General features: G+C 46.3%; 13 protein-coding genes. 8 read left to right on the top strand and 5 right to left on the bottom strand.

Annotated elements, in window-relative coordinates:
• Window positions 1–61 precede the first annotated feature (61 nt).
• From metF to metB, 3 genes are all read right to left on the bottom strand, one after another.
• Window positions 62–949, bottom strand: coding sequence for a methylenetetrahydrofolate reductase (gene metF, locus BMZ28_RS15760; RefSeq protein WP_047782224.1), 888 nt, complete (start codon window positions 947–949; stop codon window positions 62–64).
• Between the two features lie 216 nt (window positions 950–1165).
• Window positions 1166–3601 carry a bifunctional aspartate kinase/homoserine dehydrogenase II gene (locus BMZ28_RS15755; protein ID WP_047782225.1) on the bottom strand — a complete coding sequence of 812 codons (2436 nt, stop codon included), beginning with the start codon at window positions 3599–3601 and terminating at the stop codon, window positions 1166–1168.
• 2 nt (window positions 3602–3603) lie between these two features.
• The gene (gene metB, locus BMZ28_RS15750) at window positions 3604–4764 is read right to left on the bottom strand and encodes a cystathionine gamma-synthase (RefSeq protein ID WP_074824661.1); all 1161 of its coding nucleotides are present in this window, start codon (window positions 4762–4764) and stop codon (window positions 3604–3606) included.
• A 253-nt stretch (window positions 4765–5017) separates the two neighbouring features.
• Here metB and metJ point away from each other — a divergent pair, with 253 nt between their 5' ends.
• The gene (metJ, locus tag BMZ28_RS15745; RefSeq protein ID WP_047782227.1) at window positions 5018–5335 is read left to right on the top strand and encodes a met regulon transcriptional regulator MetJ; all 318 of its coding nucleotides are present in this window, start codon (window positions 5018–5020) and stop codon (window positions 5333–5335) included.
• Between the two features lie 106 nt (window positions 5336–5441).
• Here the strand turns inward: metJ and rpmE are convergent, their stop codons facing one another.
• Complete coding sequence (gene rpmE / locus BMZ28_RS15740) at window positions 5442–5657, bottom strand: 50S ribosomal protein L31 (protein WP_047782228.1); 216 nt, start codon at window positions 5655–5657, stop codon at window positions 5442–5444.
• Between the two features lie 231 nt (window positions 5658–5888).
• Here rpmE and priA point away from each other — a divergent pair, with 231 nt between their 5' ends.
• The 7 genes from priA (at window position 5889) to rraA (ending at window position 14059) form a co-directional block, all read left to right on the top strand.
• Window positions 5889–8084 (top strand): primosomal protein N', encoded by a 2196-nt coding sequence (gene priA, locus BMZ28_RS15735; protein ID WP_074824658.1) that lies wholly within the window; start codon window positions 5889–5891, stop codon window positions 8082–8084.
• Window positions 8085–8367: 283 nt separating this feature from the next.
• Complete coding sequence (cytR, locus tag BMZ28_RS15730) at window positions 8368–9384, top strand: DNA-binding transcriptional regulator CytR (RefSeq protein WP_268794294.1); 1017 nt, start codon at window positions 8368–8370, stop codon at window positions 9382–9384.
• 77 nt (window positions 9385–9461) lie between these two features.
• Window positions 9462–10259 (top strand): cell division protein FtsN, encoded by a 798-nt coding sequence (gene ftsN, locus BMZ28_RS15725; protein WP_047782230.1) that lies wholly within the window; start codon window positions 9462–9464, stop codon window positions 10257–10259.
• A gap of 193 nt (window positions 10260–10452) precedes the next feature.
• A complete protein-coding gene (hslV, locus tag BMZ28_RS15720) occupies window positions 10453–10983 on the top strand; it encodes an ATP-dependent protease subunit HslV (RefSeq protein WP_047782231.1) in 531 nt (176 codons plus the stop codon).
• Between the two features lie 11 nt (window positions 10984–10994).
• Window positions 10995–12326, top strand: a complete 1332-nt coding sequence (gene hslU / locus BMZ28_RS15715; protein WP_047782232.1) for an ATP-dependent protease ATPase subunit HslU — start codon at window positions 10995–10997, stop codon at window positions 12324–12326.
• Between the two features lie 193 nt (window positions 12327–12519).
• Window positions 12520–13437, top strand: a complete 918-nt coding sequence (locus BMZ28_RS15710; RefSeq protein WP_047782233.1) for a 1,4-dihydroxy-2-naphthoate polyprenyltransferase — start codon at window positions 12520–12522, stop codon at window positions 13435–13437.
• A 136-nt stretch (window positions 13438–13573) separates the two neighbouring features.
• Complete coding sequence (gene rraA, locus BMZ28_RS15705) at window positions 13574–14059, top strand: ribonuclease E activity regulator RraA (RefSeq protein WP_047782234.1); 486 nt, start codon at window positions 13574–13576, stop codon at window positions 14057–14059.
• A gap of 85 nt (window positions 14060–14144) precedes the next feature.
• On the opposite strand, the gene zapB is transcribed toward rraA, so the two are convergent.
• Window positions 14145–14387 (bottom strand): cell division protein ZapB, encoded by a 243-nt coding sequence (zapB, locus tag BMZ28_RS15700; RefSeq protein WP_047782235.1) that lies wholly within the window; start codon window positions 14385–14387, stop codon window positions 14145–14147.
• Between the last annotated feature and the right edge of the window lie 17 nt (window positions 14388–14404).

Genomic DNA, 14404 nt, shown 5'->3' with positions numbered 1-14404 from the left:
TACTTTAATCCTTTCCCTTTAAACAGGTTCTATCATATGAAAAACGAAATTCAATCTAAACTTACGCCGGTCTAACACCCAGCGTATGGCATATCGCATAGCTTAATTCAGCGCGATTCAAAGTATAGAAATGGAAATCTTTCACCCCTTCACGGCACAGGATTTTGACCATATCCATTGCAATAGAAGCGCCGACCAATTTACGAGTTTCTATATCATCTTCCAAACCAGAGAACATTTGCGTCATCCACTGTGGAACGCGCACATTGGTCATCTTGGCAAAACGCTCCAACTGCTTAAAGTTGGATACCGGTAAAATACCCGGCACAATCTCAACATCAATACCTGTAGCTACACAGCGATCGCGGAAGCGTAAATAGCTTTCTACATCAAAGAAAAATTGGGTAATGGCTCGGTTGGCCCCCGCATCTACTTTCTTCTTCAGGTTGATTAAATCAGCCTGTGCGCTTTTTGCCTCTGGATGAACTTCTGGGTAAGCCGCCACAGAAATATCAAAATCTCCCACGCTTTTCAGCAGAGCTACCAGATCAGAAGCATACATATCAGGCTTGCCACCACCCGCGGGTAAATCACCACGTAAAGCAACGATATGACGAATACCGCTATTCCAATAATCTTTAGCAATATCCAATAGCTGGTCAGAGCTGGCATCAATACAGGTCAGGTGCGGAGCCGCATCCAAACCGGTTTTGTCCTTAATCCCTTTAATAATGCTATGAGTTCTGTCACGCTCACCAGAATTTGCACCGTAGGTAACAGACACAAACTTTGGCTTAAGGGTTTTTAAACGATCGATAGATTGCCAAAGGGTTTGCTCCATTTCTGTGGTGCTTGGCGGGAAAAACTCAAAAGAAACGTTAATCTGCCCGCTGACTTCCGCCAAACTCTGATTCAGTGCTTCCCGCTGATTAGCATGAAAAAAACTCATATCCTGTCCATCCCGTTAGTATTGGCTTTTGCCTGATATTCTTATGCGCCGTTTCGTTTAATATACTTCTGAACGTTTAGACGTCTAAACATCTAAATAAGATGGCTTAACTTGCTCATTCTGTCAACCGCAAAATAACAATAAATCAGAATAAATAAAAAACGCCCGAGATCATATTGATCTCAGGCGTTACGGAAAAATCATATCGTAATGATTTTAAAGTAGTTTAGCTAGCCTGTTCAGATCCGACTGGATAGCACCGGCGGTCACATCCCGCCCGGCTCCCGGCCCACGAATAATCAGGGGGTTATCTCGATACCAGCGACTCTCAATGGCAAACAGGTTATCGCACGGCAATAGAGCAGACAGAGGATGGTCGTCACTTACCGCTTCAACACCAACCCGCGCCTTACCATTAGCATCGTAACGAGCAACGTAGCGCAGAACCAGCCCCATCTCTTTCGCCGCTTCTAAACGTTCCAACATTTGCTGATTCAGGGTCTGAGCGTTTTCAAAGAAGTTGTCAACAGAGCCATGCTCCGCTCCCTCTGCGACCAGCGACTCCACCCTAACCTGATCAGGTTCAATGTCATAGCCCGCTTCACGCGCCAAAATCACCAGTTTACGCATCACGTCCTGACCGGATAAATCAACCCGAGGATCCGGCTCGGTTAAGCCCTGTTGCCAGGCTTGTTCCACCAGCTCAGAAAACGGTATCGAACCATCAAACTGCAAAAATAGCCACGATAGCGTGCCGGAGAAAATTCCGCTTAACGACAGAATAGTATCACCGCTGTCACGCAGGTCGCGTACCGTATGATTGATGGGCAATCCCGCCCCAACAGTAGCGTTATACAACCAATGGCGTCCGGTTTTAACAAAGGCATCACGAATCTGACGGTATTCATTCCCTGACGATGCACCGGCCAATTTGTTGGCGCTAATTACATGAAAACCATAACTGGCAAAATTCAGATAATTACTGGCCAGTTCCTGACTGGCGGTAATATCCAGAATCACCAGATCATCAAAGGGATGATCGCGCATCCAACTGACTAACACATTATCATCCAGCGTTTGCGATTCATCATCAAAGAAGGCGAGCACTCTGCTGGCATCCAACCCCTGATAATCAAGCACGCATCGGCGGCTATCCACCACACCAGCCAGAACAAACTCGAATCCGGTACGGGCGGAAATATTTTTTTGCTCGCGGGCAAACAACTCCAGCCAGCGAGATCCAATATTCCCCTTACCGTATAGCACCAGCCCAACGCATTTCTCTGCTCTGAACAAACTGGCGTGTAATCCCTGAATCAAATGCTCTGTTGGCCCCAGACGCAGCACCGCAACTAAACTGATCCCATCATCCGCATGCCAGATAAACTCCACCGGCTGATCTTTTAGCAACTGATAGAAGCGATGGCTATGCAGCGGATTCTTACATACACCAGCACCCACCAATGCCACCAACGCCAATCCCTCACGTAGCTGCAATCGACCAGGCAGTCTGGCATCGCTCAAAATCTGCAATACACTATTAACGACTTCAGAGGTATAACAAAGCTGGAGTAGGTTACGGTCTGAATGCACACCGGTTGCCAACGGTTTAACCTGAACCCGGTTAAGAATGCGTATAACTTCTTTTTGAATCTGGGCAAAGTCGTGCTGTGGTTCAACATGCAGCTCAATCAAACAAACATCATCATGGCTAGTGACGATTCTGGCTCCGGTACCCGATGCCAGCACCCGCTCAATACGAGTAGAACCTTGCTCTGGCTGATAACTACAGCGGAGCTGGAGCTCAATATCACTACCGGAAACCGGCTGTAACGTTCGGGTATGAAGAACCGGCGCCGCTAAACGCGCTAATTCACTAGCCTCATCCAAACGCAGTAAAGGTAGCAAACAAGCATCCTTCACTTTACGTGGATCGGCACTATACACCCCGGCAACGTCGCTCCAGATAGTGACTTTCACTACGCCCGCCAAAGCACCGATCTGGGTAGCCGAATAGTCGCTGCCATTTCGTCCCAATAGAACGGTTTCACCCGCTTCATTGCGTGAGATAAAACCGGTAACTACCAGACGCTTACCCGGCTGTTGAGCCAGAATTTGTTGCAATAATGGGTAGGATCGCCCCTCATCTACCTGAGGCTGCGCCGAACGTTCTGCGCGTAAAAAATGACGGGCATCCAGCCATTCAGCACTCATACCTTGCTGATTTAGTACCGCTGACATTAACCGAGCTGACCATATTTCACCATGACCGACCACTTCGGCATAAACGGCATCGTTAACTTCGCCATCCAACAGTGCCGCCAGACGCTCAAGATCGCTAATGAATAAGGTAATAAGCTGAGATGCCTGTAATTCCGGCAACAGACTATTAATCAATTCGCTCTGATAGCGACGCAGCTCTTGTTGGACCTGATGAGCAGAAATGCGGTCTGATTGACTTAGCTGAAGCCATTTAATTAATTGATTGGTGGTATTACCTGCGGCAGATACCACCATCATGTCGCCTTCGTGGCTATACTCTGCCATTATCCCTGCTACTCGCAGATAACATTTACTATCTGCCAGACTGCTTCCGCCAAACTTATGCAACTGGCGGTTTGCAGGAAGCCCGGAGGCTCCTAATGTACTCATACCTACCCCTTCGCTGACGCCTGGAAAGCCTGTTCCAGATCGGCAATTAAATCTTCACTGTCTTCAATCCCTACAGAAATCCGTAACAGGCTATCCGATATACCTGCAGCTATGCGTGCCTCTGCCGCCATTCCCGCATGTGTCATAGTTGCCGCATGGGAAATCAAACTTTCGACGCCGCCTAATGACTCTGCTAGTGTAAATAAATCCAGAGCGCTAAGGAATCGTCTCATGGCCGCTTCATCACCATTAAATTCAAAACTGAGCATTGCGCCAAAACCGGACTGCTGCCGGCAGGCAATCTCATGACCCTGATTCCCCGGCAGAGAAGGATGATACAACTTTTTCACCAGCGGTTGCTGTTGTAAGTAGTCTACAATAGCCAAGGCACTTTGCTGTTGTTGTTTCATCCGCGGACTAAGCGTGCGCAGGCCTCGCAACAACAAATAACTGTCAAATGCAGCAGCGGTGACACCAATATTATTGGCCCACCACGCAAAATCGACACCCAATGCTTCCTCTTTTGCAATCACCACACCAGCCACTACATCGGAATGGCCGTTGAGATATTTAGTGCAAGAATGCACAACAATATCTGCGCCAAGAGCGATTGGCTGTTGTAGTAACGGGCTGAGGAACGTGTTATCCACCACGGCTAACGCGCCAACCTGATGGGCAGCTCGGCAAATTTTGGCAATATCCACTACCCGTAATAGCGGATTACTTGGCGATTCAATCAAGACCAATTTAGGATTTTTGGCTAATGCCGCTTCCAGCGCTTTCTCATCCCCTTGATCGACAAACAGCACGTTATAGGCACCGCGGCGCGCCTGACTGTCGAAAAGGCGATAGCTACCGCCGTAGCAATCGTGAGGGGCAACCAGTAAATCCCCGGGTTTTAATAACATGGTACAAATCAGGTGAATAGCCGAAGTGCCACTGCTGGTCAGCACAGCACGGCTTCCGCCTTCCAGTTCAGCCAATGCAGCCTGTGCCACATCACGGGTTGGATTACCGCGACGAGAATAATCATGCGCACGCGGCTGATTAAAATCGGCAAAGTTATAGGTGCTGGAAAGGTGGATCGAAGGAACTACACAGCCATATTGTTCGTCTGAGTTAAGTCCGCCACGTACTGCAATGGTTGCCTGTTTACGCTTCACCTGAATTACCTCAATAGATAGAAAACCATAAAATATAGCAGATAAGATAATACCTAACCAATACGGACGTCAATACTTCTAGACATCTAAACTTCTTGCCGTGTAGATTGAGGAAAACTGAAATATCCGTTAAAATTGTCATGATATATCTTTTTTCGTGTATTCATGCGCCATACCAACGCGTGAATAGGTAAGTTGGTTCAGATTGAGCTAACTTTAAAATTTCAGCTTTCTATATAATTTAAGGTGCCCCATGGCTGAGTGGAACGGCGAATATGTCAGCCCCTATGCTGAACATGGTAAAAAAAGTGAGCAGGTAAAAAAAATTACGGTATCAATCCCATTAAAGGTACTGAAAATTTTGACTGATGAGCGTACTCGCCGTCAGATTAATAATCTGCGACATGCCACTAACAGTGAATTACTTTGTGAAGCGTTCCTGCATGCATTTACCGGGCAGCCATTGCCGAACGATGAAGATTTGCGTAAAGAGCGTAGCGATGAAATTCCGGAAGCGGCAAAGATACTGATGCGCGAGAAAGGTATCGATCCGGACACTTGGGAATACTAAATCCGATACGGTTAGCCGGTATTCGAGAACAAACTTGGGTTACTGAAGACGGATCACTAGATACAAAAAAGGCGCCATCGGCGCCTTTTTCTTAAGCTCTGTAAAATTACTTAGAGCCGCCAACCATGTTGAAACGCTTGTTGAAGCGGTCTACACGGCCACCGGTAGCAACATCACGTTGTTTACCAGTATAGAACGGGTGACATTCGCTGCACACGTCCAGGTTTAAATCGTGACCCACAGTTGAGTGAGTTTTGATAACATTACCGCAAGAACAAGTAGCAGTAATTTCTTTGTATTCTGGGTGGATACCTTGTCTCATATTAGCCTCTCTATGTCGCGTCGCTATACGGTCACTATTGCCGAACACCACGCGAAGTAAAAAATGGTTGAGTGGTTTGATTCATGTTTTGAACCAAAGGTGGCGTATTATACAGATGCCATATAATCAACGCAAGCACCGTCACCTATTCAGCAGTTAAGGCTGCTTGTGTTATGCTGCTGCGCTTCTATTCCATTTTGATTACGCTGCCGGATTTGGATTATCACAATAATGAGCGTTGTTAACGTTGCTTTACCTGTACCACTGGATCGCTGCTTCGACTATCTGCTGCCTGAAGGCGAGCAAGCTGTCGTCGGTGCCAGAGTGAGTGTACCTTTTGGCAAACGACAGGCTATTGGCATTATTGTTGGTACCAGCGAACAAAGCGATTTCCCGCTATCTCAACTAAAAAAAATTAATGATCTGCTCGATCGGGAATCGTTGTTTACCCCATCCTTATGGAAAACCCTGCTGTGGGCGGCAAGTTACTACCAGTTTCCGCTGGGCGAAGTCCTGTTCCATGCCTTACCGGTATTATTACGTCAGGGAAAACCCGCTCAGGAACCCCCTATCTGGCAATGGCACATCACCGATGAAGGTAAAGCAGCCGATCTGTCAGTATTAAAGCGCGCACCAAAACAGCAGCAAGCCTTGGCTGCACTACGCCAGGCCAATATCTATCGTTACCAAATTAATGAGCTGGAACTCAATGAAGCAGCCTTTCAGGCACTCAAAACCAAAGGACTAGCTGAGTTACAGCCTCAGTATCCTTCTCCGATTGTTTGGCAGGAAAGTTTTGCGATCAATGGCGAACGATTAAAGCTAAATACCGAGCAGGCTACGGCTATTGGGGCTATCCGTAGCGATGATCAAAAGTTTGGTGTTTGGCTGCTGGAAGGCATTACTGGTTCAGGCAAAACCGAAGTTTATCTTAGCGTACTGGAAAATATCTTGTCTGAAGGACGCCAGGCTCTGGTTTTGGTACCCGAAATCGGCTTAACTCCGCAAACTATTGCCCGCTTCCGTGAGCGTTTTAACGCTCCAGTTGATGTTGTTCACTCCGGGCTAAACGACAGTGAGCGTTTAGCAGTATGGTTACGTGCCCGCCGTGGCGAAACAGCTATTGTTATTGGTACTCGTTCCGCCCTGTTTACGCCATTTAAGCATCTCGGCATTATCATTATCGATGAAGAACATGACAGCTCCTATAAGCAACAAGAAGGCTGGCGTTATCATGCCCGGGATTTAGCTATCCTTCATGCCCGACAAGAAAATATTCCTATTGTCTTGGGTTCGGCAACCCCGGCCATTGAAAGCTTATATAACGCCCAAAGCGGTAAATATCATCACCTAAGACTTACTTTCCGTGCTGGCCATGCGCAACCAGCTAGCCAATATATTTTAGATCTTAAAGGCCAGCCATTAACCGCAGGACTTGCGCCATCTCTACTTAAGCGTATGCGTACCCATTTACAGGCGAACAACCAGGTTATTCTGTTTTTAAACCGCCGTGGATATGCGCCAGCACTTCTATGCCATGAATGTGGCTGGATTGCCGAATGTCAGCGCTGTGAACGCTACTATACCCTGCACCAAAATCAACGAATGTTGCGCTGCCATCATTGCGACAGCCAACGACCGATTCCTTATCAGTGTCCAAAATGCGGTTCTACCCATTTAGTACCGGTTGGTGTGGGAACTGAACAGTTGGATCACGAACTGGCGCAGCTGTTTCCTGATACGCCAATTACCCGCGTCGATCGGGATACCACCAGCCGTAAAGGTGCACTAGAACAGCATTTATCCGATATCCATCAAGGAGGTGCCCGTATTCTGATAGGCACGCAAATGCTGGCTAAAGGTCATCACTTCCCTGATGTCACCTTGGTGGGATTAATTGATGTTGATGGCGCTCTTTTTTCTGCGGATTTCCGCGCCGCCGAGCGTTTTGCCCAGCTTTATACTCAGGTTTCTGGCCGAGCTGGTCGAGCCGGGAAAAAAGGAGAGGTCTTACTACAGACCCATCATCCTGAACATCCATTGCTACAAACCTTATTACATCAAGGCTATGATGCTTTTGCCAAACAGGCGATTGAAGAACGTAAAAGTGTATTTCTACCCCCTTTCACCTATCACGCCATTTTCCGTTCGGAAGATCATGATAATCAACAAGCTCCGATGTTCCTGCAGCAGCTGCGCGAACAGTTAGAAAATATTAGAGCACAGGATTCATCTTTATGGATTCTCGGACCGGTCCCGGCATTGCAAGCTAAACGCAGCGGTCGTTTCCGTTGGCAATTGCTCCTTCAGCATCCGTCTCGAGGCCGTTTACAACAGATATTACATTCAATCAGAGCTCAAATTGCGGTTATTCCCCAAGCGAAGAAAGTGAAATGGACGCTGGATGTCGATCCGATTGAAGGTTAATAACACTATATTTGAGAAGCGGCTCTAAAAAGCTACGTAACGTTATATTAATCAGCTCGGTAATAACATAAAACGGTTATCGCACAGCGTATTGCCCCTGATTATTTATTCATTACCAAGCTCAAAGATGACTGCCCCATGTTCAGCACAATCCATTGATAATCAATGAATAATAAGTCTGACTATCTTAAAAAAGCAGAAAAAACAAAGAATAAATAAAAGAAGGGAAGCCTTAATTTGTCTCTATCGATTTGAGATAAACTATTTTTGCAGGAGTCTCATCTTGAAACAGAATAATACAGCGGCACAAGTAACGATGAAAGATGTAGCCAATGTCGCTGGCGTCTCCACGGCAACCGTGTCCAGAGCGTTGATGATGCCAGAAAAAGTCGCCCATCAAACGCGGGAGAAAGTGGATAACGCCATTCAACAAACCGGGTATATTCCTTATCTTCCCAGTAGAAATCACAAAAACAACCAATCAAAAATATTATTGGTTATGTCGTTGGATATCACCGACCCTTTTTTGACCGATGTTATTCAGGGGATTCAGCAAACCGCTGCAGAGTATGGCTATATGGTTCTGCTGTTGGGTAATCAACAACAATCAATTGAACAAGCTTCGCTCTCCCCTCTGTTAAATCAGGTCGATGGCATTATCCTGTTAGGCGCTAACTCTCCGCTGGATATACATCATCATGAATCTCTGCCACCTATGGTCATGGCCAATGAATATTTGCCTGAACTGAAATTACCCACCATCCATATTGATAATCTGACCGCCGCCTTTAATGCGGTAAACTATTTACAGCAAATTGGTCATCGTCGCATCGCCTGTATTTCTGGCCCCGCACATCTGCACCTCAGCCACTACCGCCTCCAAGGATATATTCAGGCGATTCAGCGTAGCGGTATTGCATTGGAAAAGCGCTATATGTTGTCCGGATCTCTCACGTTTGAAACCGGATCGACTGCATTGACACAATTAATGTCTCTTCCTCAACCACCTAGTGCTATATTTTGTCATAGCGATATTATGGCCATCGGGGTCATACATCAGGCTAAAAAGATTGGCATCAAAATACCTGAAGAGCTGTCAATTGTTGGCTTTGACGATATCGCTCTGGCACAATATGCCGACCCACCGTTAACTACGGTGGCACAACCCCGGTATAATATTGGTCACCAGGCAGTGTTAATGCTGCTGGAACTATTGCAAGGATGCCCGGTAAAAAGTAACTCGGTATTACTCGACAGCGAACTTATTGTTCGGGAAAGTACGGCTAAACCTCATAGCTAGCTAAAGTACGTCATATTACGTACTATAATGGCTCTCTTTTAATCAGTTTTTTCAAATAACATTGTAGTGAAGTCATAGTGGCACAACGAGATTATGTAAGCCGTAGTCGTTCGGGGACGCGGAGCAAAAACAGCAGCAGAAAGAAAAAAGGCTCATCCGGTGCGGTTTCCAAGCTGATGATCGTGCTTGCGGTCGCCGTTTTAGTGGTATTTGCTGGCGGTCTCTATTTTATTACCCAGCATAAACCAGACATCTCTCCAGATACTCCTAACCAGTCAACTAAGCCAGGTAATGGGCTACCTCCTAAACCTGAGGAACGCTGGAGCTATATTAAAGAGCTGGAAAACCGTCAGGTCACCAATTCGCCAAACTCCATTGGTCAGCCAGCCAATAATTCTCAGATTCCGTTGACGGCCGAACAGAAAAAAATTCTGGAGCAAATCCAGTCAGATATGCAACAGGCGCCTACGCAACTCTCAGGCGTAGACGCTAGCGGCCGTCCATCTACAGCACGAGATGGCGGTGCTAAACCTGCATTAAATAATACAGCACCGGCGACGGCGACCAACACCCAGCAAACACAAACCACTCAGCCGAAAAAAACACCACCGCCGGCAGCAACTAGCCAAACCGCAGCTCAGGCACAAAACCAACGATGGATTATTCAGTGTGGCTCATTTCGCACAGTTGAACAGGCAGAGTCGGTCAAAGTTGGTCTGGCCTTTTCAGGTATTGGAAGCCGTATCAGTTCGAGTGGCGGTTGGAACCGGGTTGTTCTCGGCCCCTATTCGAATAAAGATGAAGCAGACAAAACTTTACAACGCCTGAAAAATTCTGGTAACAGCGGCTGTATTCCTGTTGCATCAGGAAAGTAATTCATTGATTTAATAGACTTACTCTATCCGTTTCGGTGACCTTATCGTCACCGAAAATTCTTTAAGCCCGGCTAATTTATGCAGATTGTTTATTGGCCAAGGGTTGAAATCTACTTATCTTTCCCCATCTACATATTTATTATGCCTCGTACTTGTGTGAGGTCGTTTTCTATTAGCTAACGAGGTGTTGCTCGTGACAACAATTGTAAGCGTTCGCCGTAATGGTCATGTAGTCATAGGTGGTGATGGTCAGGTAACTCTGGGTAACACCGTAATGAAAGGTAATGCCCGCAAAGTTCGTCGCCTGTATAACGATCGTGTTATCGCGGGTTTTGCCGGTGGTACCGCTGATGCCTTTACGTTATTTGAGCGTTTTGAGCGCAAATTAGAAATGCATCAGGGTCATCTAACCAAAGCTGCCGTTGAGTTGGCAAAAGACTGGCGTACTGACCGGATGTTACGCAAATTAGAAGCTCTGTTGGCCGTCGCAGATGAAACTGCATCGTTAATCATCACCGGTAATGGTGACGTCGTACAACCTGAAAACGATCTGATTGCGATTGGTTCAGGTGGTCCCTATGCACAATCCGCAGCCAGAGCATTGCTTGAAAATACCGATATGAATGCCCGCGATATCGTCGAGAAGTCTCTCTCTATCGCCGGAGATATCTGTATTTATACGAACCGATTCCAAACCATCGAAGAATTAAAGTCTAAAGAATAAGGACCGAAACGATGTCTGAAATGACTCCTCGCGAAATCGTCAGTGAACTTGATAGTTATATTATCGGTCAGCATAAAGCCAAGCGCGCCGTTGCAATAGCATTACGTAACCGCTGGCGTCGTATGCAACTTGATGAAGTGCTGCGCCACGAAGTTACCCCAAAAAATATCCTGATGATCGGTCCTACTGGCGTCGGAAAAACCGAAATTGCCCGTCGTCTGGCAAAATTAGCCAATGCGCCGTTTATTAAAGTCGAAGCGACCAAATTCACTGAAGTCGGCTATGTTGGTAAAGAAGTTGACTCTATTATTCGTGATTTAACCGATGCGTCGATCAAAATGGTGCGTCAGCAGTCGGTTGAAAAAATGCGTTTCCGTGCGGAAGAACTGGCTGAAGAACGTATTCTTGATGCACTGATTCCACCAGCACGCGATAACTGGGGACAATCAGAAAGCACAACGGATAATTCCGCGGCCCGTCAGGCATTCCGTAAAAAACTACGGGAAGGTCAACTGGACGATAAAGAGATCGAAATCGAACTGGCTGCAATGTCGATGGGCGTAGAAATTATGGCGCCTCCAGGCATGGAAGAGATGACCAATCAACTGCAGTCAATGTTCCAGAATCTTGGCGGACAAAAACAAAAGCCGCGTAAGATGAAAATCAAAGAAGCCTTTAAACAGTTAATCGAAGAAGAGGCCAGCAAGTTAATCAATCCTGAAGAGCTAAAACAACAGGCTATTGATGCCGTTGAACAACACGGTATTGTATTTATTGATGAGATCGACAAAATCTGTAAACGCGGCGAAGTGTCTGGGCCTGACGTTTCCCGTGAAGGCGTTCAGCGCGACTTACTGCCATTAGTGGAAGGCTGTACGGTATCAACCAAGCACGGTATGGTAAAAACTGACCATATCCTATTTATTGCTTCTGGTGCATTCCAGACCGCCAGCCCATCCGATCTGATTCCAGAATTACAAGGTCGTTTACCTATTCGCGTTGAGCTGCAGGCTTTAACCACCGAAGACTTTGAAAGAATTTTGACCGAACCAAGCGCATCATTAACCGAGCAATATAAAGCGTTAATGGCAACAGAAGGCGTTAGCATTGACTTCACAACTGATGGCATCCGCAGAATTGCTGAAGCTGCATGGCAGGTCAATGAGCGTACTGAAAACATTGGAGCTCGTCGCTTACATACCGTGTTAGAACGCTTAATGGAAGACATTTCCTATGATGCCAGCGAAAGCGCCGGAACGGCCATCAACATTGACGCTGACTATGTCCGCAGCCATCTTGATGAACTGGTTGATGATGAAGACCTAAGCCGTTTCATTCTGTAACGTTTTTTACTGTACTACTTATTTTGCTGTATTTACGGGAGGTATCAACCTCCCGTAAACTTATCTCTCCGGTATTTACCCTGTTTTGGTGCAGAATCAAAGCAAACTCTCGTTAACTTCTCTATAATACTCGTATAATCAGCGGTTAGCCGTTTATCCACATTAAATTTTATTTTTTGATTAAAGCTAAAACATGAGCCAAACCCACTCAACAAGTAAAGCCACGGCCTGGATTGAAAGTCTGCGTCCCCGTACGTTACCCCTGGCGCTGGCGTCTATCGTCACGGGCTCAGCATTAGCTGCCTGGATGAACCATTTCCAATTAGATATCGCATTGATGGCGTTGTTAACCGCCGCACTACTGCAAATACTATCGAATTTGGCCAACGATTATGGTGATGCCGTCAAAGGTAGCGACACCGAAACCCGTATTGGCCCCAACCGAGGTATGCAGAAAGGCTTAATCAATCAGGCACAAATGAAGCGAGCTTTGATTGTCGTTATTGCTTTGACGGTGATCTCCGGCATTACGTTAATTACCATTGCCTGTAAAAAACCTGAAGATATTATTGGTTTTATGGGTTTAGGCCTTTTGGCTATCGTTGCCTCAATTACTTATACCGTCGGCCGTAAACCGTACGGTTACATGGGATTAGGTGATATTTCAGTTCTGATTTTCTTTGGCTGGCTTAGTGTAGCTGGTACCTATTATCTGCAAGCCGGTACGTTAGACAGCGTCGTGATGCTACCCGCAACCGCTTGTGGTCTACTGGCCACTGCAGTACTCAATATCAATAACCTGCGTGACATTGATAACGACAGAATGAACGGCAAAAACACGCTTGCTGTCCGTCTTGGGCCAATATGGGCTCGCCGTTATCATTTCCTGTTGCTGGCGGGGGCGCTACTCTGCTTAATTCTCTTTACCTTATTTGATCTGCGTAGTTGGAGCGGTTGGCTTTTCATTCTTGCCGTGCCGCTACTATACCGTCATGCCATGTATGTGCTACACCAACCAACGGCCGTTGCCATGCGTCCAATGTTAGAGCAAATGGTCAAAGGCGCATTACTGACTAATATCCTGTTTGCTATCGGTGTCATACTGAGTTAATTATTCACTAATTTTCATCCCAAGCGGCTTTAGATTGCCGCTATATCAGGCGTGAAACCGAGGATAGCTTTGCTATCCTCGTAAAATTCAGGATATACTGATCATTCATGGCGATACACTGACAGGCGACGATCTTATGAAATATGATACTTCCGAGTTGTGCGACATCTATCATGAAGAAGTCAACGTTGTGGAACCTCTGTTCTCTAACTTTGGCGGACGCCCCTCTTTCGGTGGTCAAATCACCACGGTCAAATGCTTCGAAGATAATGGCTTACTCTATGAACTATTAGAAGAAAATGGTCAGGGTCGGGTCTTATTGGTTGACGGCGGTGGTTCGGTACGCCGAGCATTGGTCGATGCAGAGTTAGCGCGTTTGGCTGTTCAGAACGAATGGGAAGGTGTGGTGATCTACGGCGCTGTTCGTCAGGTCGATGAGCTGGAAGAGCTGGATATCGGTATTCAAGCCTTAGCATCAATTCCCGTTGGTGCTGACTCGCAAAACATTGGCGAAAGCGATATTCGTGTCAATTTCGGCGGAGTCACCTTCTTCTCAGGCGACCACTTGTATGCTGATAACACCGGAATTATCCTGTCGGAAGAAGCACTGGATATCGAGTAATACGGTATCTCACCGATAAAAATACTCACAAAAAACGCCGTCTTTGCACGGCGTTTTTTATTGCTGAATAATCAACAAAATTGGATCAGTTAACATCGTCCATTTTACCTAACAGCAAACGTAAACGCTCCTGCCAGGCTTGCTGTTCTTGTTTCAGTTGAGCGTTTTCGTTCACTAATGATTCACGTCCATTGGATGCCGTTTCAATTTCACGAACTAAAGAGTTATTTTTTTCTTTCAGCTCTTCAATTTCCATTTGTAATAATGTGATGGTATCAATGGCCTGTTGGACCTTAGCTTCCAGTTTTTCAAATACTTCAAATGACATTATATTGTCCTCATATA

Source organism: Pragia fontium DSM 5563 = ATCC 49100 (assembly GCF_900112475.1).
Taxonomy (GTDB): domain Bacteria; phylum Pseudomonadota; class Gammaproteobacteria; order Enterobacterales; family Enterobacteriaceae; genus Pragia; species Pragia fontium.
The sequence above is the reverse complement of the archived record's forward strand: the minus strand, read 5'-3'. Positions and strand labels throughout refer to the sequence as shown.